The sequence below is a fragment of the Mesorhizobium sp. C372A genome (assembly GCF_030323245.1).
Classification (GTDB): domain Bacteria; phylum Pseudomonadota; class Alphaproteobacteria; order Rhizobiales; family Rhizobiaceae; genus Mesorhizobium.
This window is the reverse complement of the sequence record NZ_CP100475.1, coordinates 5,895,854-5,920,084: the sequence shown is the minus strand read 5'-3', so window position 1 is coordinate 5,920,084 and position 24,231 is coordinate 5,895,854. Positions and strand designations below refer to the sequence as shown.

The window sequence follows — 24,231 nt, the reverse complement described above, 5'->3', positions numbered from 1 at the left end:
CAAATTGCCGCGAGGCGGCAGATCCAGAGCAATTCTGGCGCCGATCCACGGCCGAGATTGAATTGACAAGCCATTGCGCGAAACCTAAGCACGGGCAACTTGATTTCGAGGCGGGGGCCGGTAATTCAAGGAGAGCTTGTTGAAGGGAATAATCCTTGCAGGAGGCAGCGGGACGCGTCTGTATCCCCTTACATTAGCGATCTCTAAGCAGATTCTGCCGATATACGACAAGCCGATGATTTTTTATCCGCTGAGCGTCTTGATGCTCGCCGGTATCCGCCAGATTTTGATCATTTCGACACCTCGCGACTTGCCGGTGTTTCGGGAGTTGCTGGGCGACGGTTCGGAATTTGGGGTCGAATTCTCCTATGCCGAGCAGGCGCAGCCCAACGGGCTTGCCGAGGCCTTCATCATCGGCCGCGACTTCATCGGCAAGGATAATGTGTCGATGATTCTCGGCGACAACATCTATTTCGGCGAGGGCCTGTCGCAGCTCTGCCGCACTGCTGCGCAGCGCCAAAGCGGCGCGTCGGTGTTCGCCTACCATGTCGAGGACCCGCAGCGCTACGGCGTGGTGTCGTTCGACAAGCTCAGCGGCACGGCTTTGACGATCGAGGAGAAGCCGCGGGAGCCGAAGTCCAACTGGGCGGTCACCGGCCTCTATTTCTACGACAATGAGGTCGTCGACATCGCGTCGACGATCAAGCCCTCGGCGCGTGGCGAACTCGAGATCACGGCGGTCAACAACGTCTATCTCGAGCGCGGGAAATTGCACGTGCATCAGCTCGGCCGCGGCTATGCCTGGCTCGACACCGGCACGCATGACAGCCTGCATGAAGCCTCTTCCTTCGTGCGCACGATCGAGCACCGCCAGGGGATCAAGGTCGCCTGTCCTGAAGAAATCGCTTTCGAGCAGGGCTGGCTGACCGCCGACAAGGTGCTTGAGCGCGCCACGCGCCTGGGCAAGAACGAATACGCCGCCTATCTGCGCCGGCGTGTCGCCGAGCTGACGGAGACATAGAGTGCTGGAAGTCAGGCAGCTCGGTTTGGACGGCGTGCTGGAAATCGTGCCGAAGCGGCACGGCGATGCGCGCGGTTATTTCATCGAAACCTGGAATGCCGAGGCCTTTGCCGAGACCGGCATCGATCTGCGTTTCGTCCAGGACAATCATTCCTATTCGGCTGCCGCAGGTGTCGTGCGGGGGCTTCACTATCAACTGCCTCCACGCGCGCAGGACAAGTTGCTGCGTGTGATCCGAGGCAAGATTCTCGACGTGGCGGTCGACATCCGCCGCAGCTCGAAAACCTTCGGAAAATGGGTCGCGCTCGAAATATCGGCCGAGAGAGGCAACCAGATCCTGGTGCCGAAGGGTTTCGCGCACGGTTTCGTCACGCTCGTGCCGGACACCGAGGTTCTGTATAAGGTCACCGACACCTATTCGCCGGCGCATGATCGATCGATCCGTTTCGACGATCCTGATATCGGCATCGATTGGCCGTCGCCGGCCGGCGCCTTCGAGCTCTCGGCCAAGGACCTCAAGGCGTCGGCGCTTGCTGAGGCCGAGGTGTTCGCATGACGCGCGACGATGTGAGGAGAGCGCCATGAATTTTCTGGTGACAGGCGGTGCCGGCTTCATCGGCTCGGCCGTGTGCCGGCATTTGTGCGCCAATCCGGCCTACCATGTGACCAATCTCGACAAGCTCACCTATGCCGGCAATCTGGCCTCGCTGCGCACCATCGAGAATGCACACAACTACAAATTTGCGCAGGTCGACATCTGTGACGAGCGGGCGGTTCTCGACATCCTCCACCGCGACGAGATCGACGTCGTCATGAACCTCGCCGCCGAAAGCCATGTCGACCGCTCGATCGACGGACCCGGCGCCTTCATCGAGACCAACATCGTCGGCACCTACCGGGTGCTGAATTCGGCGCTCGAATATTGGCGCGGCCTTGACGAGGACAGGAAGGCGCGCTTCCGCTTCCACCATGTCTCGACCGACGAGGTGTTCGGCGATCTGCCCTTCGATGGCGGCATGTTCGTGGAGGAGACGCCTTACGCGCCATCCTCGCCCTATTCCGCCTCCAAGGCCGCATCCGACCATCTGGTGCGGGCCTGGCACGAGACGTACGGCCTGCCGGTCGTGCTCTCCAACTGTTCGAACAATTACGGTCCGTATCACTTTCCCGAAAAGCTGATCCCGCTGGTCATCCTCAACGCGCTCGACGAAAAGGCGCTGCCGGTCTACGGCGCCGGCGCCAATGTGCGCGACTGGCTGTTCGTCGAGGATCATGCCCGCGCCCTGGAGCTGGTCGCCACCAAGGGCCAGCCGGGCGAAAGTTACAATGTCGGCGGCAATTCCGAGCGTACCAACCTTGGCGTCGTCGAGACGATCTGCGGCCTGCTCGACATCAGGCGTCCGCGCAGCGGCGGCAGGAGCTACCGCGATTTGATCAGCTTCGTCACCGATCGGCCCGGCCACGACCGCCGCTATGCAATCGATGCCTCCAAGATCGGCCGGGATCTCGGTTGGGCGCCGGCGGAGAGTTTCGACAGCGGCCTTGCAAGGACCGTCGACTGGTTCCTCGACAACAAATGGTGGTGGGGACCGATCCGCGAGCAGCGCTACGCCGGCGAGCGGCTGGGGCAAGTCCGGTCGCGCGGCCAGGTTGAAGGCAGGAAGGGCGCGGCGTGAGGCTGGTTGTCACCGGACGCGACGGTCAGGTCGCTGCCAGCCTGCTGGAGGCCGGGCAGAGGCGCGATGGCATCGAGGTCGTCACCCTCGGCCGCCCAGTGCTCGATCTGGCGCGGCCCGATACGGTATTCGACGCACTCGCGGCAGCGCGGCCGGATATCGTGGTGTCGGCTGCCGCCTACACCGCGGTCGACCAGGCCGAGGACGAGCCCGATCTTGCCTTCGCTGTGAACGCCGTCGGCGCCGGCAAGGTCGCCGAGGCGGCCGCGAAGCTCGGCGTGCCCGTAATCCATCTGTCGACCGACTACGTCTTCGATGGCACCAAGGACGGCGCCTATGTCGAGACCGACGCCACCGCACCGCTCGGCGTCTACGGCGCCTCCAAGCTTGCCGGCGAGCTGGCCGTGGCCGCCGTCAATCCGCGCCATCTGATCCTGCGCACCGCCTGGGTCTACAGCCCGTTCGGCAAGAATTTCGTGAAAACCATGCTGCGGCTGGCCGGCGACCGCGACGAGATCGCCGTGGTCGCCGACCAATGGGGAAATCCGACATCCGCACTTGATATTGCCGACGCGATCCTGCATGCGGCGGCGGTGTTGCGCGGCGACTTTGACGGCTACGGCATTTATCATCTTGCCGGCACCGGCGAGACCAGCTGGAGCGGCTTTGCCCGTCATGTTCTCGACACAAGCGCGCGGCACGGCGGGCCTACCGCGCGGGTGCGCGACATCGCGACCAGCGACTATCCGACTAGGGCAAAGCGGCCCGCCAGTTCCCGGCTGTCGAGCGAAAAGTTCGCGTCGGCGTTTGAATGCACGGCCCCGGTGTGGCACGAGTCGGCGGAAAAGGTGGTGCGCAGGCTGGCGGGGAGCAAGACAAAACAGGCATTGACTGCATGAACAAGCATCCGTTACCCGAGCAATTGCATGACGCGACGCCCGACCCTAAGGGGATCGATCAACCGGCGCCGAAGAAGCGCGCCAAGGCTGCCAAGCCAGCGAAGCGTATCTGCATCATGGTGCTGGGCATGCACCGCTCGGGCACGAGCGCGCTGACCAGGGTCATCAGCCTTTTGGGCGCGGCGCTTCCGCACCAGGTTATTGATCCGGACGACAGCAATGCCAGCGGCTATTGGGAGCCGACGAGCCTCAATCATCTCAATGAGAAGATGCTGGCTGAGGCCGGCAGCCGCTGGGATGACTGGCGCAGCTTCGACCCAGGAGATCTGGGAGCTTCGCGCATCGGGTTCTACAAAGCGGAAATTTCCCGAATTGTCGACGAAGAGTACGAAAATGCTTCTGCGATCGTTCTCAAGGAACCACGAATTTCCCGCTTTGCGCAGCTTTATGCCGCTGTTCTAAAGGCGAAAAATTTTCAACTGCACTACGTGCTGGCAAACCGCAATCCGCTGGAGGTCATCGCGTCTCTTGGCAAACGCGACGGTTCGACTTTCGCAACAGGCTCGCTGCTTTGGCTACGACATCAACTTGAAGCCGAGCGCGCAACGCGGGGTATGTCGCGGGTCTTCGTCTCATATGACGCCATGATGGTCGATTGGCGCTCGGAGCTGACGAAAGTCGTCACCGCCGTGCGACCGGGTTGGTCAAGGCCGTTCGAAGACGCCGGGCCGGAGATTGATGCTTATCTGTCCTCGGATCACAGACATCACGCGATAAACGATGACCGGCTTTCTGCCGACGAACGGGTCCTTCCTTGGGTCAAAGAGGCCTACAAAGCCCTTCGAGCGCTGGAAGCCGATCCAGCCGATAACCAAGCGATGGCGGTCCTCGATAGTATCAGAGTTGAATTCGACGCGGAGACCGTTCTTTTCGGTGAGGCCGTTTTCCCAGAATTGAAAAGGAAAACTGACGAATTCAGGTTTATAGAAAGAAGCCTTAGGGAGATATTGGAAAAAAAAGACGAAGAACTGAAAAGGATAATAGATAGTTGTGAGATTATATTGCAGGAGTTTCGTAATGAAAGGTCAGGTTGGGCTGCGGAAAGAGCTAAGGTCCAGGAAGAGCTCGTCACGCTCCAAGAAAATTTATCTGAGTCTAAGAGGTTAGAGGTTGAGTCTACCGAAGCTGCCAAGGCGTTGGAAAAAGCGCTCTCTACAAAAGAGGAACAGGCTCAGGTGTTAATTGCCGCGAATGAGAAGTATCTCAGAGAGCGAGCAGCAAGTGTTTCGGCTCAATCTGTAGTCGAGCATGAACGGCAACAGCTGGAAATCGCCCTTGCGCTAAGTCGAGATAAAGTCGCAGAAAAAGAAGAGGAGATAATAAAGACTAAAGAATATTTGCTTAGAGTGGTAAAGGAACTAGGAGAAAAGCAACAAGGTATTTCAGATAATTCTATCGGTTTGGAGAGAGTTCACAAAAGCTTTTTTTGGAGTTTATATAAAATAACATCTAAGATTCGATATTTCTTTAGGATGCGGGTTAAAAATTAAATCGAAATAGTTAGTGCCTGGGTTGCCCGTGACCGGAATTTTAGCCGAATAGCTTCGATTTCGGTGCGAGAATGACTGTGGATATAAATGCTTGGAATTTCCTTTATGAAACCGACATATCTGGCGTTCTACCTGCCGCAGTTTTATCCTTTCCCAGAGAATGATGCCTGGTGGGGCAAGGGTTTTACAGAATGGACCAATGTTACCAAGGCGACGCCATTGTTTGACGGTCACTATCAGCCGCATCTCCCCACGGAACTTGGATTCTATGATCTTCGGGTACGGGAAACGCAACACGAGCAGATAGCACTTGCCCAGCAGTATGGTGTCGATGCGTTCTGTTTTCACTATTATTGGTTCAGCGGTAAGCGGCTGTTGGACAAGCCGGTCGATGCCTACCTTGCCGATAAGTCCGCTCGTATGCCCTTCTGCTTATCTTGGGCAAACGAGAACTGGACACGGCGCTGGGATGGTGCGGAGCAGCATATGCTGATTTCGCAGAATTATGAGCCGGGTTATGAAATCAGCTTTATCGAAAGCGTGGTCCCCTTCTTCCGAGATGACCGATATCTTCGCGTGGACGGGCGACCAATCTTGCTTGTCTACAGGCCGCAGCAGCTTCCGAACCCCGCCCAAGCTCTAGAAATATGGCGTGAGCATTGCCGGAAGATCGGGATCGGAGAAATCCACCTTGTTGCCGCGTTAACGCATGGCAATCTCGATTATGAGTCACTCGGGTTCGATGCTGGAGTGGAGTTCCCCCCACACAATATGGTGGTCCAAAACATCAACCGTGAAGTGACGACCTTTGATTCCTTCAGAGGTATGTTCGTGGATTATGCAGATGTGGCCGGCAACTATCTCGGTCGGGATTATCGCGATAAGAAAATTTATCGGACCGTAGTCCCTTCATGGGACAACACTGCCCGAATTCGCGACCGCGCGGTCGCAATGCTTGCTGCCACCCCTGATAACTATGAGCGTTGGTTGAGGGCGGCGACGTCCCGTACTATGGTCGAGCGCGCTCCAAACGAACGGCTTGTTTTTATAAATGCATGGAACGAATGGGCCGAGGGCTGTCACCTAGAGCCGGATAGGAAGTTCGGGCGTGCCTTCCTGGATGCGACTCTGCGGGTCAAGGAAAGCAAGTCCGTTCTTGACGATGTTTTTGACCGGCATCCTTTCCGGACGGACGCAGGAACTTCCCTTGCGGTTTCAAGCGGTGCGATATGGAAAGCAGATTCGCCGGTACAGCGCTTCGCTGCGACCAAGTTAAAGATTCAAGGGATGCTGGCTAACGCGCCGGTGGCATACTGGGTTGCCAGATGTGGCTTCCGGGCTGCTCGCGCCGCCGCCCGACCAATCCGATCACTGTGGCGTCGATCGCCGTTTCTGAACAACAGCTCCTCGGCGCCCACTGCCACATTTCCATTGGTCTTGCAGAGCGTCGCCCTTGCTCGAGCGGCCCGACAAGTTCAAACGAGGGGCGAGTTGTTTGCGTCGAAGAACGACGCTATTTTAACGGCCTATCCAGGTAGGGCCGTCACGAGCAAAAGCGTCGAGGTTACTGCGGGTTGCGGAGCCACTAAGCTGGATCGACTAAAGGAACTTTTTGCAGAGAAATCTTTTGACGCCGTACCATTTCAATTTGGACGCTTTCTAAATTGCGTAGCGCACTCCCGTGCCATCGGCGTTATTACGCAAGGTGGAGCGATTATTGAAGAGTCAATTATCGTCTACCGATATGTCTATCAAGACCTCAATCTTCTGGATTATCTGGATGAAGAGGACGGGAAGTATATATTGCTATTCAATGAATTCAAATTCATTGATGAAGATGTGTTGCTCCCGCTTCACTCCAGTTTTGCGTTTGGTCACGTCATATTCGACGCTATTCCGCAGATTTTGTTCTGGGAGAACGAAATCAAGGAGAATCGCCTTAAGGTGGTGCTGCCAAATGATGCACCATTGTGGGTGCGCGGTATCTTGGCGACTTGGGGTTTTCTACCCCATCATTTTCTAATTCTGCCGCATACGCCATTTCGATTCCGCTCTGCCATGGTCTGCAATAGTCTCACGACTGGGACAACATATTACCCCAACCCGGACTCCCTGGCACAGTATGCTCTGCAACCGGCGTTGCCGACCGCTTCCGAAACCCCACAGTTGATCTACCTTGCACGGGATCGGGCCAACACCTATTCCAACCGGTTCATTGACAACGAACCCGAGGTAATCTCGGCGCTGGAGGCTTTGGGCTTCACTGCAATCGACCCATCGAAACTACCATATGTCGATCAAATGGAATTGTTTCGAAACGCCAAGGTGATTGTTGGCGCGCATGGGTCAGCTTTCGCCAACATAATCTGGTGCCGACCCGGCACCAAGCTGGTCGATTTGACGCCCGACGATTGGGTCGGCTACTGGAACGATCTCGGCATCACCGAGATGTGGCTATCGCGCACGTGCACGCTATTTTCGCTCGACTACGAAGTGGTGGTCTGCCGTTCGCAGATGGTTGAAAGCCCATTTCCGGGCCAGCCTCATTTGACCCAGCGTCATGTAACGTCCCAAGTCGACACAGACACTTTGGTTCAACGTGTCCGCGCCCTTCTTAAGGTTGTCGAACTGTGACTGTTAACTATCTTGACGTGATCATCAGCCTTACGCGTCGGGAAGTGACTGGACGATACCGAGGGTCGATGCTTGGCATCTTGTGGTCGCTATTGACCCCGCTGCTTATGCTCGCAGTTTACACATTCATGTTCGGTACGGTTCTGCGGATGCGTTGGGCAGGGGGAGGCGAGGGGCAGCCGACGGCCCAGTTCGCGATCATATTGTTCGTTGGCCTGATCTTCTTTCAAACCTTCTCCGAGGTGCTGACGAGGGCTCCTACGCTTGTGCTGGCGAATGTTAGCTACGTGAAGAAGATTGTTTTCCCGCTTGAAGTGCTACCGGTAGTGGCGCTTGCAGCGGCGTTGTTTCACATGATGGTCAGTTTTCTGGTCATGCTCATCTTCCTTGTGATTTCGCAGGGGTCGATTCCCTTGACGGCGCCGCTTCTGCCGGTCGTTGTGGCTCCATTTATCCTCCTCCTCCTTGGTTTGTCGTGGTTCCTCGCCGCTGTTGGTGTGTATTTTCGCGATATCGGCCAGGTACTGAACCCGATCGTCAGCGCGCTCATGTTCCTGTCTCCGATTTTTGTGCCGGCTGAGGCGCTGCCTGCGGCCGTGCGACCGTGGCTGGTATTGAATCCCATCTCGACTCCCGTTGAACAGGCCCGCAGGGTCCTGATTTTTGGTGAACTGCCGAACTTGCACGCGTTGGCTTTTTATACCGTGACGGCAGCGGTCATTGCCGGCCTTGGGTTTTTGTTCTTCCGAGCCACGCGCAAGGGCTTCGCAGATGTCCTCTGAAATCGCCATCTCGGTGAAGGCTGTATCCAAGCACCATCTGATGTTCAACCGGCCTGAAGACCGGCTGAAACAGATGGTGGTGCCGCGACTGCAGCGGCTGGTGAGGCAACTGCCTCGGCGCTACTTCCGTGACTTCGCTGCATTGACCAATATTTCTTTGGACGTCCGGCGAGGCGAGACCGTCGGCATCATCGGACGCAACGGTTCGGGAAAATCGACGCTTCTGCAGATTATCTGCGGAACACTGCAGCCCACCAGTGGTTCGGTTACCGTCAATGGCCGCGTAGCGGCGTTGCTGGAACTGGGCGCGGGGTTCAACCCCGATTTCACCGGTCGCGAAAATGCCTATCTCAACGCATCCATCCTTGGCCTCAGCCGTGCCGAGATGGACAATCGCTTTGACTCCATCGCCTCCTTTGCCGATATCGGAGACTTTATCGAGCAACCTGTAAAGACCTATTCTTCGGGTATGTATGTTCGGTTGGCGTTCGCCGTCGCCATTAATGTCGATCCGGATATTCTGGTGGTCGATGAGGCGCTGTCGGTGGGTGACGAGGCGTTCTCCCGTAAATGTTTCGCGCGAATCGAGCAGATCAGGGAACGTGGCGGTACGATTCTGTTCGTCAGCCACGCCGCTCAGACCATCGTCCAACTTTGTGATCGCGCCGTATTGCTCGACGCGGGTGAAATAATGTTGACCGGCCGCCCAAAGACGGTGACAGGCCAATATCAGCGGCTGGTAAATGCCAGTGCGGAGGGCGCGGCGGAAATCCGGGCGCAAATTGTGGCTATGAGGGATGCAACGATATCTCCCACCATCCCAATCGAATTGCCTTGGCTGAGATCAGAATCCGAAGATGAAGTTGTTGTCGAAAATTCACAGGCGCCCACAAACGAAATTAAGCACAGCGAAGCGCTCTCCAAACAATTGGAATGTGCGGATGGCTTCGATCCTTCACTCGTTTCCAAGTCAACTGCCTATCAAGAAGAGAGAGGCGCACGCATTCGCGACGTTCGCATACTCACTGTGAGCGGCGAGCAGGTGAATGTGCTGAGGCTCGGCAGAAGATACTTCATAGAATATTGGACCGATTTTTCAACCGACGCTACTCGGGTGGGGTTCGGCATCGGCATAACAACCACAACCGGGTTCCATGTCGCAGGTGCCAAATGCAGGGCGTCTCGGGTCGAACTGGCGCAGGCTGGTTCATCTCTAAGATCAAGATTTGAGTTCACTAGCCTACTGCTTCCTGGTCACTATTTTGTCACGTGCCAGGTCCGCGGATTGCCAGAGGTTGATGAGGTGCCTCTCCACCGAATTATCGACGCCATCGCTTTCAGAGTGGTAGAGGAGGACGAAACATTGGCGGCAGGGCTCGTAGATCTCTCTATGGTGGTCACTGTTGACCGATGAGCTAGGCGCGTCCATGTCTTCGGAGGGGATCCAGGCTCAATTTCCGGCCATTTCAATGCATTGCGGGGGAGCGACGCTGTCGTTTGTGCATGCGTGGCCTTCGACGTTTAATATCGGCGACTATCTTTCTAGCCCGCGCCACTATTTCGACTTCAAATGTCACTCACCTTCAGAAAGCGGGTTCTCTCGAATTCTCATTCTGGGTGGTGGCGCGTTCAATGATTTCGGAGCTTATGCAAGCTCCTTGGTTGAGTCGGACCGAAAAGTCGCTTGGGGGGTTGGCCAGAGTATCCAACCCTTGAACGGGTTCGGAGAACTCTCTTCCTCAATTCCAACGGATTTTTCTTTTTTTGGCTCTCGCGATCGTGCTCTGGCGGTATCCAATTCTACACTCGTACCCTGTGCCAGCGTGATGGGAGATATCGTCGATATCTTGCCAGGGACGGCGCTGGGCGTTTTCCTCAACCAGAATCCGGCCGCAAGCGGGCAGGCGGTCTTGGATGTCCTTTCGACTATCGAGCCGAATGCGATAGTTGGCACTAATTCTATGTCGGAACCTGAATTTCGGTCCAAGTTCGCTTTGACCGGAAAGATCGTAACAAATTCATATCATGTCGCCTATTGGGGGCTCCTGTCGGGTCGACAAGTCGGGTTGATAGGATACTCTTCCAAGTTCACCAGCCTTTTCGACCTCTTGGAACTTCCTGCTGATGTTACCCACTATCAAAGGGGTGATGCCGCTGGACTGTCGGGAGCAATAAAGCGCGTATTAAATGGTGAATTGTTCTCCTGCCTTGCATCGCCAACCGAAACCAAGCTGGCATTTAGACAGACCAACATCAGCTATGCTGAACGCTTGGTCGCCGCTGGTCTTTTTCGAGAGATCGATCCGTTGGACCAGTCGAACATTCACCGCAGACGAAGGGAACTAGAGGTATGGCGAGCCTACTCGCTTCTTCGCCGTTGACTTTGTTTATGCGCTCCACTTGGTGAGATCTGAGGTGTGCAGCGCCTGAAATCGCTGGAATACTGTTGGGTTGACATGAATCCTACGAAATATCTCTTGGAGAATATTCGAAGCTATGGTTTGTTTCTCGCACAGAGACTGTACTCTGGTATTTAGATTTGCGATCATGTCGCCGGCGCCAACCATAAAGGGTGTCACGCCGTCAAAGAGCGTCATGCCTCCCTGCGGAATGCGTTCATATTCTTTAGCTTCGGTGGCCTTCATCCAAATCTCGGTTTCATAGAGCTTGATTGTGTTCATCAAGAGCGAACCCGCAAGTGCCAGCGCGCGTTCGGCTCGATCGGGAGAGAAGTCGGCGATGGTATCGCAGGCTGAGATCAGCCATCGGGTGTTGAGCCGCTGCAGCAGAAAGGGCCCGCACTCCTCCCACACTTGTTGGAAGCGCTTCCAACTTCGTTTTTCAGCAATGCCGCGACGTAAAAGCACGATCAGCGCCGCATGCGTATATTCGATTTCGGTTCGGCCCACGAACTCCTGTCTCACCATATCTAAATGTTCCGCGAGATCATCCTTCCGTCCCACCGGAATCGCCGGAGCTACTCCGATGACAAGGCTGACGGCAAGCTCATGAACCTTATGGTTCAACAATCGCTTCATGCCGTCGACGGCCCCTCTGTCACGTGTCTGAAAAGGCAGCTTGATCCGAAACATCACACCTTTCTCTCATATGTTGCGGGCTTGGAAAACGTCGCTGTGAGGGCAAGGTTCAAATTGCCTCGGTGCGATCGGTAACAAGCGATGCATCGGAGGGTACAGGCTCTCCGTCCTGGTTTAAACGCACCGCGCCCCAAGAATGCCTACGGCTGCTTCAATCGATACATAGCCATTGAACATCTCGTGGGACGCCCGCCAAAGGGTGGCCGTGCCTACTCCCTTCACAAGTCGATCTCAAGAGGCAATAGGGCTAGCTGAAAGGTCGGAACCTTCCCAGGTCCACGGAGTCGGTTGAGACCACTGAAACTGAGGACCAGTAGTGAGCGAACTCACTGCGGTCCATCGGCTGAAAACCGGCAATGATCTTCTCGTAGTTTGCCCAGAGAGCATCATTTTCAGGGTCGAGTCCGGTAATCAGCACAAGGCCGGTTGGTGCGCTGTCGGTAACCGTAATTGAGAGTTCCGGCCGGTAGTGTTTGAGGGTGGGCACAATCTTCCATACGTCGCCGGCCCACCAGCCTGGAAATGCGGAGCGAGGATGTTTGGCGTCGGCGATATCCCGCGACGTCATATAGAATCCCGGCGGCAAACAGTCGTGCATGGCGACGATCGATTCGGGAGCGCAATGCTTTTCTGTATTTATGAAATCTCGGAGCAGGAATTCGAACCGATGCATGCCATCCAGAAAGGCAAGATCGACGGATTTCCCAAAGATGCGAGAGAGGTCGCGTTCAGCAAAAAAGGCATCGCTGGTTTGTTGAAATAGCTGGCAGGTTGGCTTCTTGCCAATGATGTTGGTCTGACAAGAGAAAAATGGATCAACGCCAACGGTCGAACAACTTGCCAATTTAATAGTATCGCCAAATTGAACGCCGATCTCAAAATATGTATTGGGTTTCAGCTGTTTGTGGATGTCTTCCAAAAAACCAAGATATGGTTTTCCTGTAACACGTTTCCCGTAGTCGGCATCCTGCATCAATAGCTCTCCACTTTAGCCCGCCCTAACGGCGGCATTCATTCTCCACCCATATGCTGTGTGCATTGCCCCGATCGACTCTTCCACAATGCGAGAGCCGTGTCATGCACCACAGCTTTGCGCGAGAGTGCGACAGACGAAAAAAATATCTGGCGGCGTCCCCGACTCCACGCTATGCGATACAAAGCGGCGGGGCTGGGGATTGGCACTCTAAACAGGTGATCGGTGACGGGTTTCCGTCGCTCTTGCACCACGTTAGTGTCCATGTCCTTGCGCCTGGAGTTCAGTACTACCCAATGACATCCTATGTAGAGGTCGTGTCCGGACTTCGGCCGAAGATGCGGCGCGCCATTATAATGATCCAGGATCTGGTCATGGTCCTGGTCGCGGTGGCGCTGAGTCTGGGGCTTTCTCAGTCGAGACTTTCATTCGACGCGCTCTCCACGGCCGGCCTGGCGTGCTGGGCAAGTATTGTTTTTCTCAGCCATATGCTGTTTCGCTATTGCGGCCTCTACAACACCGTGTGGCGTTTCGCCTCCACGCCGGACTTCTTCAACATCCTGAAGAGCTGCGCCATCCTGACCGTCACGCTCTATGTCGTCTCGCTGGCGGTTCGATCGTTTCAGCCGGTGACCGGCCTCAACGAGCGCCAGTTCATCGTCTTTTTCCTCGTCTCCTTCACCATCATATCGGCGCCTCGGCTCTATTACCGGTTCCTGCGCGACGGGGCGAGCTGGCGAATCCTAAGCCGCAACCCAAACAATGCGGCGATCAAACAAGCGCTGTTCGTCGGCAGGCTTGGCGAAGCAGACGTCATCATCCGCTTCACACGCACGGCCGAGCCGGCCGAATATTCCATCGCCGGCATCATGGCCATCGAGAACGGCGCGCCGTTGGGCACGCAGATACAGGGCGTTCCGGTGGTGGCCGTGCGGCCCCGCCTTGTCGAGGTCCTCGAAGAATATGCAAGAGGCACCAAAAGCCTCGACATGCTGATTTTCGGCAATGGCACCGAACGCGAGATCGAGGAATATTCGGAACTGGTCCGTGTCGCCCGTCACAGCGGTATCGCCGTCGTCCAATTCTCCGGAGTTTCGGAGCTCGGCCAAGGCGGAAAGCTGGTACTCGACGCTGTCGAGATGGAAACCATCCTGCGCCGCTCCACAGTTGCTTCCGATATTGAGCGGATCGGCGGCTTTATCGGTGGCAAGCGCGTCCTGGTCACCGGCGGCGCCGGCTCAATCGGTCGCATCCTGGTCAAGCGGTCGCTGGAACTTGGCGCCGAGGCGGTTCTGGTCGCCGATATCTCGGAGTTCGGTATTTTCCAGCTCGACCAGCAGGTTGACGAAAAGGACCATGTCCGGCTCAAGAGCCGCATCGTCGATGTCACAGACCGGCGCCAGATCACCCGCGTCGTCAGCGATTTCAAGCCCGACATCATCTTCCATGCCGCCGCGCTCAAACATGTGCCGCTGCTCGAGGAAAATTGGGAATCGGCGATCCAGACCAATATTTTGGGCACCCTCGTCTGCGCCGAGGTCGCCGCCAAATGCGGGGTGCCGCAGTTCCTGCTGATTTCCAGCGACAAGGCGGTCGATCCGACCTCGGTGCTCGGCATGACGAAACGCGCCGCCGAGCAGATCGTCTCTTCGCTGCACGAAACGCACGCCACCGGGCCCAGCGGCCGTCGCTCCGGCACCAAGTTCATCGCCGTGCGGTTCGGCAATGTCTTCGGCTCCAATGGCTCGGTCGCCACCATCTTCCAGGCGCAGATCGAGGCCGGCGGTCCGGTCACCATCACCGATCGCCGCATGACCCGCTACTTCATGACGGTGGCCGAAGCCGTCGACCTCGTCATCATGTCGGCGGCCGACGCCGAGCGGCGCCAGGGCAAGGACGACTACGCCATCTACATGCTCGACATGGGCAAGCCGGTGCCGATCCTCGAAGTCGCTGAAACCATGATCCGCATGGCCGGCAAAAGCCCCTACACCGACATTCCGATCCGTTTCACCGGGATCAGGCCGGGCGAGAAGCTTCACGAGGTGCTGCATGGCGGCAATGAGGAGATCGTCGCGCTGGATATCCCCAAGATCTTCGGCCTCAGAACCGATGTCGTGGGATGGCCCAAGGTCCAGGCGGCGCTGACATCGCTGCAGGCGGCCATGCGCGATCAGGACAAGGCCTCGGCGCTCGCCGTCATGGCCGGCCTCTATCAGGCGGAAGAGCCTCCAAGTGACGCACGCCGGGAAACCGTTGCGAAAACAGTCGGGCAAGCTGGTTAGAGCAATTCCAGGAAAAGTGTGGAGCGGTTTTCCGTCCGGGATTGCGTCAAAACAAAGAGCCTGTCCTGATCGACCGGGATTGGCTATTGAAACCGATCCGATGGCCGTTCCCAGGCGTTTGCAGATGATTTTGAACCAGTGAGCAGACAAGATCAGCGCGTGGCCGTGCTGCTGGGCACGAAAGATGGCGCGGCTTTCCTTGACGAGCAGCTCGCGTCGCTGGCTGCGCAATCGCATCCTGTTGTCGACCTCTGGGTTTCCGACGACGGTTCGACAGACGGCACTTCGGCCATTATCGGCGCCTGGCAGAGCCGCTGGTCCAAGGGCCGGTTGACCCTGTCGAATGGTCCTCGCCAAGGCTTTGCCGCCAATTTCCGCGCGATGATCATCGATCCGCGCATCGAGGCCGACTACTACGCCTTCTGCGACCAGGACGACATCTGGGAGCCGGACAGGCTGGAGAGCGCCATTGCCTGGATGCAAGGGCACGACGCCGGAACGCCGCTGCTGTTTTGCTCCAGAACCGCGACCATGTCCGAAACCGGAGCAGCGCAAGGGTATTCGCCGCTGTTCCAGCATCCACCCGCATTTCGCAATGCGCTTGTGCAAAGCATTGCCGGCGGCAACACGATGATGATCAACCGCGCCGCGCGAAAGTTGCTGGCAAAGGCATCGGCAAGGACCGAGTTCGTCAGCCATGACTGGTGGACCTATCTGATCGTCACGGCTGCCGGCGGCATTGTCCGCTATGACCCGCGACCGCTGGTGCGCTACCGCCAGCATGAGGCAAACCTGGTCGGCGCCAACGTGTCGTGGAAGGCGAGGCTGTCGCGGCTGGGGCGCCTCTTCAGGGGCGAGTTCGCCGTCTGGACCGATCACAATCTGAGCGGCCTGGCCGTCAATCGCGACATCCTCACGAGGGATGCCGCCGCCTGTCTCGGCCTGTTCATCAGGGCGCGAAAGGGCGGTATCTTGCGACGCCTGCGCCTTCTCAGGAAAAGCGGCGTCTACCGGCAGACGCTGGCTGGGACGCTTGGGCTCTATGTGGCCTTCATCTGGCGGCGGATCTAGAGCATGCTGAGATGGCCATGAGGGGACCCAAGCGAGCTTTCGATCTCGTCGCGGCGGCGGTTCTGTTGCCGCTGACCTCGCCCGTCACCCTGCTTGCCATACTGGCAATCAGGCTGTCGTCGCCCGGACCGGCACTCCTCTCCCAAACTCGCGTCGGCCAGCACGGGGTGCTGTTTCGCTGCCACAAGTTGAGGACGATGGTTGTGGGAACGCCATCTCTGCCCTCGCATCAGGCGCCGGCAAACTCCGTCACCGCCGCCGGTAAGGTGCTGCGAAAATTCAAGATCGACGAGCTGCCGCAGCTCTGGAACGTGCTGAAGGGCGAGATGAGCCTGGTCGGGCCGCGTCCATGCCTGCCCACGCAAACCGAGTTGGTCGACCGCCGCAGGCAATTGGGTGTGCTTGCCGCACTTCCAGGCATTACCGGGCTTGCGCAGATGAGAGGCATCGACATGTCGGATCCGAAACTCTGCGCCGAAACCGATGCCGAATATCTCAGGGGAGCCTCGATCGGACTCGACGTCAAAATCCTGCTTGGCACAATCTACCGGACCTGACGGGCCTGTCGTGCAAGTTCCTCAATCCGGCCGAGCGTGTCGGTTTCCGGCATCCAGCCTTCCGAGATCAGCAGTGACGGGTCGCAAATCTGTGTCGCCATGGAAGCGTCGTACGCTGCTTTTCTGCCAAGCAGTGTGGCGAACAGCCTGAATGGCCAGGCCGGCACAGGAACGAGCCGGGTCGGAACGTCGTATCCGTGCCTGAATGCAGTCAAGATTTCGAACATCGCAACGGGGGAAGCATCGCCCAGGACATAGGTCGGGCGCGGTGGCGTGGGACGAGTCAAAAGATGCGCCACGGCGCCAGCCACCGCGTCGCGCGATATCAGCGAACGAACTGCGGTGAAAGCGCCTAAGGGCAATGGTAAGGCAATGGCGGCAGCCCGCATCATTCCACGCAGGTTTCCCTTCATGCCTTCGCCATAGACCGGCGGCAGGCGCAGCGCCGTGGCATCGGAGGGCCTGGACGCATAGGCTTCCAGTGTCTTGATCTCGCCTTCGCGTTTCGAGCGCCCGTAGGCGCATTGCGGGGCAGGGAGCGTCGCCTCGCTGATCGTTCCGCTGAAACCGGGACCGGCTACTGCCCGGATCGACGACAGATAGATGAAGCGCCCGCTTGTCCGCGAGGCGGCCGCGCGCGCCAGCTGCGCGGTCAGTGTCGCGTTGGCTGCCATGAAGTCGGCTTCGCTCGCCTTGCGGTCATTGTTGAGCGCCGCACAGTGGACGACATGGGTGATATCTCGCATCAGCGCCTGGTATGCCTGGGCCGGTGCGTCGAAGTCCGGCAACAAAACCGCATCGCTCATGGGATCGAGCCGTTCCGGGTGGCGCGATGCCATGCGCACCCCGAACCCGGCTTCGCGCAGCTGGTTGACGACCTGCCTGCCGATGAAACCCGTCGCGCCTGTGACCAGCACTTTCACGGCCGGCTTGCCTGGGGCGCCGGGGCCGGTGCCTGTTGTTCCGGCAGCATTTGTTGCCGGCCCGATGCAAGATATGTCCCGGACACCAGGAACACCATCAGTGTGGCATCGAGGATGTCGTGGCCGACCAGGATGCCGGTCAGGCCGCCGATGAGGTAGGTGATCGCAGTGACGACAATCATCGTGGCGCCGAACCGCTCGACCGCGTCCGTGCTGGTGCGCAGCACGATGGCCGCGTTTCTCGCGGCAACGAAGAACACAGCCGCGAGCGTTACGGCTCCAAGCAGCCCGGCCTCCACCAATGCGGTCAGGAAGCCGTTGTGAAAATGGCTGAAGCCCGTCGACGGCATGTTGAACTGATTGTGGAACCCATCCTTTATCAGCTCGCGGCTTGCGGCAATGCCGTGGCCGAAAATCGGCATGTCGTGGAAGGCGCTCAGCCCAATCTGCCAAAGTGCGGCGCGCAAGCCGAGCGCGGTCGTGTGGTCGCCCTTCGTGGCGAGCGCATCCCAGTCGCTGAACAGGAAGGCCGCGCGCTCGGAAATGATGGGGAGACCAATGACCGCGATGACGATGCCGATCGCGCCCGCAATCAGCAAAAGCCGAATGGCGTTTCTGTTGTTGAGCTTGCGACGGTTGATCAGCAGGACCGCGATGCCGGCCACCAGCATCGCCAGCCAGATGATCCGCGACCCCGAATAGACAATGGCGACCGCGCCGGCCAGTGTCGCGCAGGCCAGCAACGCCCTGTTCTTTTCGACACCCGATAAGGCGCCTGCCAGGCACATCATCATGCTGAGGCAGCAGACGGTCGCGAACACGATCGGATTGCCGGCGCCGCCTTCGGCCCGTATGCCCAGCCCGTGATATTGCACGACCGCCAGCAGCACGGCGCCAAAACAGGCGGCGGCGCTCGCCAGCACGACGATGCGCGTCAGCGTGGTTTTCTCGGTGATGCTCCAGGTCGCGTATGAGACTGGGAAAAACAGGAAGGTGATCAGCCCTGCCAGATGCGGCGCATCCCTGGCGATCGAATTGTTGACGATGGAGGCGAGCACGCTGGCTGCGCAATAGGCATAGATGGCCACCGTCATCGCGGTCATCGGCCGGTCGATGTTGAAACGCCGTCTTTTCAACGCAAGCAGAAGCACCGACCACAGGCCGCCACCATTGAACAAAAAGCTGACCGCCGATCCCAGCACCGGCGGGAAAAAGAAGCACAGAATGGAGAAGGTGATGTTGATCCGTGACGGCGAAATGTGCTGCTTGATGGCGGAGATCGGGGTCAATGCTCTGGTTCACAATGCGCTGGGTCGCGTGGCGCCGGACAATGTTTGGCGCGGCATTTGCGGCATGCCGCCCGGCGCAGGTTCAGGAGCCGGTATAGCGGCTGGGTGCGGTTTTCGAAAGTGCGACGAGGTCGGGCCGGCGTTTCTTTCGGTCCAGGCAAGATTTTTCCCGGCCTTTGAAGGCTATCGCTCCGTCGGGCAGGAATTTCCGGATTCTGGGCTTTTCATGGAAAATTCGTTCCCGATCGGTGTGGCCGCCGGCCTTTCCAGCGTTGTTATATCAGGTGGCGATCTGCTAGAACGCCGGCACGAACCGATAGTGTCCAGCAGTGAAGCTTGAACCGGGCGCCTGAAAAGGACGCCCGATCCATCTGATGCAAGGTCTGGATTGCACGAGAGAACGCTCACAGTCCATGAACATCGCGCTTACGCACCTGCAGCGGCTCGAGGCCGAATCCATCCACATCTTCCGTGAGGTTGCAGCCTCCTTCTCCAAGCCGGTGATGCTCTATTCCGTCGGCAAGGATTCCTCCGTGCTGATGCATCTGGCGATGAAGGCCTTCTATCCGGCCAAGCCGCCTTTCCCCTTCCTGCATGTCGACACCACCTGGAAGTTCCGCGAGATGATCGCCTTTCGCGACCAGATGGCGCAGAAACTCGGCTTCGACCTGCTGGTCCACGTCAATGAAGACGGCGTGCGCGACGGCATCAACCCCTTTGACCATGGCTCGAACACCCACACCCATGTGATGAAGACGGTGGCGCTGCGCCAGGCGCTCGACAAATACGGCTTTGACGCTGCCTTCGGCGGGGCTCGGCGCGACGAGGAGAAGTCGCGCGCCAAGGAGCGCATCTTTTCCTTCCGCAACGCCCAGCATGTCTGGGACCCGAAGAACCAGCGGCCGGAGATGTGGAAGATCTTCAACACCCGCATCGCGCCGGGCGAATCGATCCGCGTGTTTCCGCTGTCGAACTGGACCGAGCTCGATATCTGGCAGTACATTCTGCAGGAAAACATCCCGATCGTGCCGCTCTATTTCGCCAAGGAGCGGCCGGTGGTCGAACGCGACGGCATGCTGATCATGAAGGATGACGATCGCATGCAATTGCGCCCCGGTGAGACGATGGAGAACCGTCTGGTGCGTTTCCGCACGCTCGGCTGTTATCCGCTGACCGGCGCCATCGAATCCGACGCCGACACGCTCGAAGCCATCGTCGGCGAGATGCTGACGGCGCGCACCTCCGAGCGCCAGGGCCGCCTCATCGACCGCGATGAAGCCGGCTCGATGGAAAAGAAGAAGCGCGAGGGATATTTCTGAGCATGCGCCATATCCTGGCCAAGAGCCTCGCTCCCACCGACGGCGTGCGCGAATACATGGCGGCGCAGGAGAAGAAGTCGCTGCTGCGCTTCCTCACCTGCGGCTCGGTCGACGACGGCAAGTCGACGCTGATCGGCCGTCTTCTGTCCGACACAAAGCAGATCTTCGAGGACCAGCTCGCCGCACTCGAGCGCGATTCCCGCAAGCACGGCACCACTGGCGACGACATCGACTTCGCGCTTCTGGTCGACGGCCTCGAGGCCGAGCGCGAGCAAGGCATCACCATCGACGTCGCCTACCGCTTCTTCGCCACGCCCAAGCGCAAGTTCATCGTCGCCGACACCCCCGGCCATGAACAGTACACCCGCAACATGGCGACCGGCGCATCGACTGCCGATCTCGCCATCGTGCTGATCGATGCGCGCCAGGGTGTGCTGCGCCAGACCCGGCGCCACTCGATCATCGCTTCGCTGCTCGGCATCCGCCATATCGTGCTTGCCGTCAACAAGATCGACCTCGTCGATTTCGACCAGGCGGTGTTCGACCGTATCGTCGAGGATTACCGGCAGTTCTCGCACGAGCTCGGCTTCCAGACGATCGTGCCGATCCCGATGTCGGCCCGCTATGGCGACAATGTCACCAGCCGCTCCGGCAAGACGGCGTGGTATTCCGGCCCGTCGCTGATCGAGCATCTCGAAACCATATCGGTCGACGAGGCCGCGGTCGAACTGCCGTTCCGGTTTCCGGTGCAGTACGTCAACCGGCCCAATCTCGACTTCCGCGGCTTTGCCGGCACCATCGCGTCCGGCTCCGTCGCGCAGGGCGACGAGGTGGTGGTCGCCAAATCCGGCAAGGCCTCGCGGGTCAAGCGCATCGTCGCGCAAGGCGGCGATCTTGCCCAGGCGGTGGCCGGCCAGGCCATCACCCTTGTGCTCGATGACGAGGTCGAGGTCTCCAGAGGCAACATGCTGGTGTCGCCGGCGGCACGGCCGCAGGTCGCCGACCAGTTCGCCGCCAACATCGTCTGGTTCGACGAGGCAGCGCTGCTGCCGGGACGCTCCTATATACTGCGCACCGAGACCGACCAGACCAGCGCCACCGTCACCGACCTGAAATACCGCGTCAACGTCAACGACTTCGCTCGCGAGGCGGCGAAGTCGCTCGAGATGAACGAAGTCGGCATCTGCAATATCTCGACCCGGGCGCCGATCGCCTTCGACACCTTCGCCGACAACCGCGATACCGGCGCCTTCATCCTGATCGACCGCATCACCAATGCCACGGTCGGCGCCGGCATGATCCTGCATTCCTTGCGCCGCGCCGAAAACATCCACTGGCAGTCGCTCGATGTCGGCAAGCGCGGTCGTTCCGACTTGAAGAGCCAGCGTCCCGCCGTGTTCTGGTTCACCGGCCTTTCCGGTTCGGGCAAGTCGACCATCGCCAATCTGCTTGAGAAGAAGCTGTTCGCTTCGGGGCGCCACACCTACATTCTCGACGGCGACAATGTCCGCCACGGCCTCAACCGCGATCTCGGCTTCACCGACGCCGACCGGGTCGAAAACATCCGCCGGGTCGCCGAGGTGGCCAAGCTGATGGCCGATGCCGGGCTGATCGTCATCGTCTCCTTCATCTCGCCCTTCAGCGCCGAGCGGCGCATGGCCAGGGAGTTGATGGCCGACGGCGAGTTCGTCGAAGTGTTCGTCGATACGCCGTTCGAGGAATGCGCCCGCCGCGACCCGAAAGGCCTTTACGCACGGGCGCTGAATGGCGAGATCAAGAACTTCACCGGCGTCGATTCCCCGTATGAAGCTCCCGAAAATCCCGAAATCCATCTCAAGACACTCGGCAAGACGGCCGAGGAGATGGTAGAGGCTCTGGAACACTGGCTGAATGAGCGCGACATTGCCGAAGACCAATATGACAGCGGCGGCGGCATCTGACGACGAAGTGATGCTCGACGTGTTCGAGCGCCTGGCGCTCGAAGCCGGACGCGAGGTGATGCGGGTCTTCAAGGCCGGCTGCGCGGTCGACAGCAAGTCGGACTCCTCGCCGGTCACGGAAGCCGACCGCGAGAGCGAGACGATCATCCTCGCCGGCCTGCGTGCGGCCTATCCCGATATTCCCTGCGTGGCCGAGGAAGAGGTCGCCGAAGGCATTGTGCCGCCCGATCTGGATGGCGCCTTCTTCCTGATCGATCCGCTCGATGGAACGAAGGAATTCGTCAACCGCCGGACCGATTTCACCGTCAACATCGCGCTTGTCCGGCACGGCGTGCCGGAGATCGGCGTCGTCTTCGCACCGTGCAGCGGGCGGTTCTTCTCTGGACGGCCGGGCTGGGCCGAAGCAATCGAGGTCGATGGCGACTTCCGTATCGTCGGCCGCCGGCGGATTTCGGTTAGGAGGGCGGTCACGCCGCTGGCGGTCGTTGCCAGCCGCTCGCACAACACCCCGGAGACCGAAGCCTTCATCAAGGATCTCGGCGCCGCCGAGATCGTCTCGGTCGGCTCATCGCTGAAATTCTGCCTGCTCGCCGCAGCCGAAGCCGACATCTATCCGCGCTTCGGCCGCACCATGGAATGGGACACGGCGGCCGGCGACGCCGTACTGCGCGCCGCCGGCGGCATGACGCGCACGCTGGACGGCGAGCCGCTCACCTATGGCAAGCGCAAACAGAGCGACGACGAGGATTTCGCCAACCCGCATTTTATTGCGAGCGGGAAGGCGGCGGACGCGGCGTAACTTACGCCGCCGCTACATGCGCCGGTTCGAGCCAATGTAGTTGCGGATCGTCTCGATGATGCGGTCCTGGTCGGCTTCGCTGAGATAGGGATGCATCGGCAGGCACAGGATGCGCTTCGGCAGTTCCTCCGAAACCGCAAGCCCGGTCGGCGTGCGCGGATAGTCGCGATAGGCGACCTGCTCGTGCAGCGGCTTCACATAATAGATCACCGAAGGGATGCCCTTTTCGCCGAGATGCGCCCTCAACCCGTCGCGCTTCGGCGTCTCGACGGCGTATTGCGCCCAGGCCGAGCGGCCACCGCCCAGATTGCGTGACGTCTTGACGATGTCGCCGAGACCTTCGGCGTAGCGCTTGGCCACCACCTGGCGGGCGACCATCTCGTCTTCGAGGATGGCGAGTTTCTCGATCAGGATCGCCGCCTGGATCGTGTCGAGGCGTGAATTGATGCCGACGCGGACATTGTCATACTGCGTCTCGCCCTTACCGTGGAACGCAAACGAGCGCAGCTGGTCGGCCAGCGCGTCGTCATTGGTGAACATCGCGCCGCCATCGCCGTAGCAGCCCAGCGGCTTGGCCGGATAGAAGCTGGTCGAGCCGACATGGCCGAAGGCGCCGCACATTGTGCCGTCGGCCGAACCGCCGATCGACTGCGCCGCATCCTCGATCACCAGCAGCCCTTCGCGCTTGGCAATCGCCATGATCGCCTCGTAGTCGGCGGCAAGCCCGAACAGGTCGACGGGAACAATCGCCTTCGGCTTCAGCCGGCCTTCCTTCTTGATCATGGCGATCGCCGCCTCGAGGCTGGCGATGTCGATGTTGTAGGTCTCGGCGTCGACATCGACGAAAACCGGTTCGGCCTTGGCAAGCGCCACCACTTCCGCCGTCGCGGCAAAGGTGAAGCTCGGCACGAACACCGCGTCGCCGGGGCCGATACCGGCGGCAAACAGCGGCAACAGCAGCGCGTCGGTGCCGTTGGCGCAGGCCACGACATGCTTGGTGCCGATATAGGCTGCGAGCTTGTTTTCGAATTCGGTGACTTGCGGTCCGAGGATATAGCGGCCTTCCTCGACGACATTGTCGATCGCGGCCTTCAGCCGGTCGCGGATACGTTCGCGCTGCGCGCCAAGATCGATGAACTGCATGTCGGCCTCAAAAACGGTGTGGTGCGGGCTGCCCCGGGGACAATGACACGCACAGAAACAACAACTTAACCGGGCCGCTGGTACCAGAGTTGGGCCGGTCTAGAAAGCCGGACCGGCCGCGGGACGGGTTGTCTAGGTGTCGCAGCCTGTTACTTCAGGCTTTCCCTGCATTGCCGCAAGATGCAGGAAATCCGGGCTTCGCCGCCTATTAATCCGGCTAATTCAGTGCGTCTTTCCGGCTCGCGGAAACATAAAGTGATCGGCTGCTTGCA

General features: G+C 59.0%; 21 protein-coding genes. 16 read left to right on the top strand and 5 right to left on the bottom strand.

Translation table 11 applies throughout. From position 1 onward, the window contains the following. Positions 1-139 precede the first annotated feature (139 nt). The 9 genes from rfbA (at position 140) to NLY42_RS28555 (ending at position 10,943) form a co-directional block, all read left to right on the top strand. Positions 140-1,021 carry a glucose-1-phosphate thymidylyltransferase RfbA gene (gene rfbA, locus NLY42_RS28595; RefSeq protein ID WP_023687178.1) on the top strand — a complete coding sequence of 294 codons (882 nt, stop codon included), beginning with the start codon at positions 140-142 and terminating at the stop codon, positions 1,019-1,021. 1 nt (position 1,022) lies between these two features. After that, positions 1,023-1,577 carry a dTDP-4-dehydrorhamnose 3,5-epimerase gene (rfbC, locus tag NLY42_RS28590; RefSeq protein WP_023754845.1) on the top strand — a complete coding sequence of 185 codons (555 nt, stop codon included), beginning with the start codon at positions 1,023-1,025 and terminating at the stop codon, positions 1,575-1,577. 25 nt (positions 1,578-1,602) lie between these two features. Next, positions 1,603-2,697, top strand: coding sequence for a dTDP-glucose 4,6-dehydratase (gene rfbB, locus NLY42_RS28585; RefSeq protein ID WP_023754844.1), 1,095 nt, complete (start codon positions 1,603-1,605; stop codon positions 2,695-2,697). Continuing rightward, positions 2,694-3,596 carry a dTDP-4-dehydrorhamnose reductase gene (gene rfbD / locus NLY42_RS28580; protein ID WP_023754843.1) on the top strand — a complete coding sequence of 301 codons (903 nt, stop codon included), beginning with the start codon at positions 2,694-2,696 and terminating at the stop codon, positions 3,594-3,596. Before rfbB ends, rfbD begins: the two co-directional genes overlap by 4 nt. Beyond that, complete coding sequence (locus NLY42_RS28575; protein WP_050588133.1) at positions 3,593-5,146, top strand: sulfotransferase family protein; 1,554 nt, start codon at positions 3,593-3,595, stop codon at positions 5,144-5,146. Before rfbD ends, NLY42_RS28575 begins: the two co-directional genes overlap by 4 nt. 105 nt (positions 5,147-5,251) lie before the next feature. Further along, positions 5,252-7,780: a glycoside hydrolase family 99-like domain-containing protein gene (locus tag NLY42_RS28570; protein ID WP_196813853.1), complete on the top strand. Its 2,529-nt coding sequence runs from the start codon at positions 5,252-5,254 to the stop codon at positions 7,778-7,780. A 68-nt stretch (positions 7,781-7,848) separates the two neighbouring features. Further along, positions 7,849-8,562, top strand: a complete 714-nt coding sequence (locus NLY42_RS28565; RefSeq protein ID WP_245261383.1) for an ABC transporter permease — start codon at positions 7,849-7,851, stop codon at positions 8,560-8,562. Further along, positions 8,552-9,976 (top strand): ABC transporter ATP-binding protein, encoded by a 1,425-nt coding sequence (locus NLY42_RS28560; RefSeq protein WP_023754839.1) that lies wholly within the window; start codon positions 8,552-8,554, stop codon positions 9,974-9,976. The genes NLY42_RS28565 and NLY42_RS28560 overlap by 11 nt, the downstream gene beginning before the upstream one ends. After that, positions 9,966-10,943: a hypothetical protein gene (locus NLY42_RS28555; RefSeq protein ID WP_155922470.1), complete on the top strand. Its 978-nt coding sequence runs from the start codon at positions 9,966-9,968 to the stop codon at positions 10,941-10,943. Before NLY42_RS28560 ends, NLY42_RS28555 begins: the two co-directional genes overlap by 11 nt. 6 nt (positions 10,944-10,949) lie before the next feature. Here the strand turns inward: NLY42_RS28555 and NLY42_RS28550 are convergent, their stop codons facing one another. Together NLY42_RS28550 and NLY42_RS28545 are read right to left on the bottom strand one after the other, a co-directional pair. Then, on the bottom strand, positions 10,950-11,654 hold the full coding sequence (locus tag NLY42_RS28550; RefSeq protein WP_023754837.1) for a hypothetical protein: 705 nt from the start codon (positions 11,652-11,654) through the stop codon (positions 10,950-10,952). 253 nt (positions 11,655-11,907) lie between these two features. Beyond that, positions 11,908-12,633, bottom strand: coding sequence for a class I SAM-dependent methyltransferase (locus NLY42_RS28545; RefSeq protein WP_023754836.1), 726 nt, complete (start codon positions 12,631-12,633; stop codon positions 11,908-11,910). A 296-nt stretch (positions 12,634-12,929) separates the two neighbouring features. On the opposite strand from NLY42_RS28545, the gene NLY42_RS28540 reads away from it, so the two are divergent. The 3 genes from NLY42_RS28540 to NLY42_RS28530 all read left to right on the top strand — a co-directional run bounded on the left by NLY42_RS28540 (position 12,930) and on the right by NLY42_RS28530 (position 16,546). Beyond that, positions 12,930-14,918 carry a UDP-N-acetylglucosamine 4,6-dehydratase gene (locus NLY42_RS28540; RefSeq protein WP_031244570.1) on the top strand — a complete coding sequence of 663 codons (1,989 nt, stop codon included), beginning with the start codon at positions 12,930-12,932 and terminating at the stop codon, positions 14,916-14,918. 138 nt (positions 14,919-15,056) lie between these two features. Further along, entirely contained in the window at positions 15,057-15,989 is a 933-nt protein-coding gene (locus tag NLY42_RS28535; RefSeq protein WP_023732070.1) for a glycosyltransferase family 2 protein, read from the top strand. 17 nt (positions 15,990-16,006) lie between these two features. Beyond that, positions 16,007-16,546 carry a sugar transferase gene (locus tag NLY42_RS28530; RefSeq protein WP_023684586.1) on the top strand — a complete coding sequence of 180 codons (540 nt, stop codon included), beginning with the start codon at positions 16,007-16,009 and terminating at the stop codon, positions 16,544-16,546. Here the strand turns inward: NLY42_RS28530 and NLY42_RS28525 are convergent. Beyond that, the gene (locus NLY42_RS28525) at positions 16,534-17,469 is read right to left on the bottom strand and encodes an NAD-dependent epimerase/dehydratase family protein (RefSeq protein WP_023754834.1); all 936 of its coding nucleotides are present in this window, start codon (positions 17,467-17,469) and stop codon (positions 16,534-16,536) included. The two genes, NLY42_RS28530 and NLY42_RS28525, sit on opposite strands and share 13 nt — an antisense overlap. Then, on the bottom strand, positions 17,466-18,572 hold the full coding sequence (locus tag NLY42_RS28520; RefSeq protein WP_245263558.1) for an O-antigen ligase family protein: 1,107 nt from the start codon (positions 18,570-18,572) through the stop codon (positions 17,466-17,468). The genes NLY42_RS28525 and NLY42_RS28520 overlap by 4 nt, the downstream gene beginning before the upstream one ends. Here NLY42_RS28520 and NLY42_RS28515 point away from each other — a divergent pair. The 4 genes from NLY42_RS28515 to cysQ all read left to right on the top strand — a co-directional run bounded on the left by NLY42_RS28515 (position 18,550) and on the right by cysQ (position 22,816). Beyond that, positions 18,550-19,098, top strand: coding sequence for a hypothetical protein (locus NLY42_RS28515; protein WP_245263557.1), 549 nt, complete (start codon positions 18,550-18,552; stop codon positions 19,096-19,098). The two genes, NLY42_RS28520 and NLY42_RS28515, sit on opposite strands and share 23 nt — an antisense overlap. Before the next feature lie 73 nt (positions 19,099-19,171). Further along, positions 19,172-20,077 carry a sulfate adenylyltransferase subunit CysD gene (gene cysD / locus NLY42_RS28510; protein ID WP_023670717.1) on the top strand — a complete coding sequence of 302 codons (906 nt, stop codon included), beginning with the start codon at positions 19,172-19,174 and terminating at the stop codon, positions 20,075-20,077. 2 nt (positions 20,078-20,079) lie between these two features. Further along, on the top strand, positions 20,080-22,017 hold the full coding sequence (gene cysN / locus NLY42_RS28505; RefSeq protein WP_023670718.1) for a sulfate adenylyltransferase subunit CysN: 1,938 nt from the start codon (positions 20,080-20,082) through the stop codon (positions 22,015-22,017). A gap of 10 nt (positions 22,018-22,027) precedes the next feature. After that, positions 22,028-22,816, top strand: coding sequence for a 3'(2'),5'-bisphosphate nucleotidase CysQ (gene cysQ, locus NLY42_RS28500; protein WP_031196090.1), 789 nt, complete (start codon positions 22,028-22,030; stop codon positions 22,814-22,816). A gap of 12 nt (positions 22,817-22,828) precedes the next feature. Here cysQ and NLY42_RS28495 read toward each other — a convergent pair whose 3' ends face one another. After that, positions 22,829-23,959: a DegT/DnrJ/EryC1/StrS family aminotransferase gene (locus NLY42_RS28495; protein WP_023754831.1), complete on the bottom strand. Its 1,131-nt coding sequence runs from the start codon at positions 23,957-23,959 to the stop codon at positions 22,829-22,831. Between the last annotated feature and the right edge of the window lie 272 nt (positions 23,960-24,231).

What these genes read in the sequence shown, in the direction of transcription:
- NLY42_RS28515 (WP_245263557.1), top strand. Translation starts at nt 18,550, where the DNA reads ATGGCCACCGTCATCGCGGTCATCGGCCGGTCGATGTTGAAACGCCGT.
- NLY42_RS28575 (WP_050588133.1), top strand. Translation starts at nt 3,593, where the DNA reads ATGAACAAGCATCCGTTACCCGAGCAATTGCATGACGCGACGCCCGAC.
- cysD (WP_023670717.1), top strand. Translation starts at nt 19,172, where the DNA reads ATGAACATCGCGCTTACGCACCTGCAGCGGCTCGAGGCCGAATCCATC.
- NLY42_RS28495 (WP_023754831.1), bottom strand. Translation starts at nt 23,959, where the DNA reads ATGCAGTTCATCGATCTTGGCGCGCAGCGCGAACGTATCCGCGACCGG.
- NLY42_RS28520 (WP_245263558.1), bottom strand. Translation starts at nt 18,572, where the DNA reads ATGACCGCGATGACGGTGGCCATCTATGCCTATTGCGCAGCCAGCGTG.
- NLY42_RS28530 (WP_023684586.1), top strand. Translation starts at nt 16,007, where the DNA reads ATGAGGGGACCCAAGCGAGCTTTCGATCTCGTCGCGGCGGCGGTTCTG.
- NLY42_RS28540 (WP_031244570.1), top strand. Translation starts at nt 12,930, where the DNA reads ATGACATCCTATGTAGAGGTCGTGTCCGGACTTCGGCCGAAGATGCGG.
- NLY42_RS28565 (WP_245261383.1), top strand. Translation starts at nt 7,849, where the DNA reads ATGCTTGGCATCTTGTGGTCGCTATTGACCCCGCTGCTTATGCTCGCA.
- rfbB (WP_023754844.1), top strand. Translation starts at nt 1,603, where the DNA reads ATGAATTTTCTGGTGACAGGCGGTGCCGGCTTCATCGGCTCGGCCGTG.
- NLY42_RS28570 (WP_196813853.1), top strand. Translation starts at nt 5,252, where the DNA reads ATGAAACCGACATATCTGGCGTTCTACCTGCCGCAGTTTTATCCTTTC.
- cysN (WP_023670718.1), top strand. Translation starts at nt 20,080, where the DNA reads ATGCGCCATATCCTGGCCAAGAGCCTCGCTCCCACCGACGGCGTGCGC.
- NLY42_RS28560 (WP_023754839.1), top strand. Translation starts at nt 8,552, where the DNA reads ATGTCCTCTGAAATCGCCATCTCGGTGAAGGCTGTATCCAAGCACCAT.
- NLY42_RS28550 (WP_023754837.1), bottom strand. Translation starts at nt 11,654, where the DNA reads ATGTTTCGGATCAAGCTGCCTTTTCAGACACGTGACAGAGGGGCCGTC.
- NLY42_RS28545 (WP_023754836.1), bottom strand. Translation starts at nt 12,633, where the DNA reads ATGCAGGATGCCGACTACGGGAAACGTGTTACAGGAAAACCATATCTT.
- cysQ (WP_031196090.1), top strand. Translation starts at nt 22,028, where the DNA reads ATGCTCGACGTGTTCGAGCGCCTGGCGCTCGAAGCCGGACGCGAGGTG.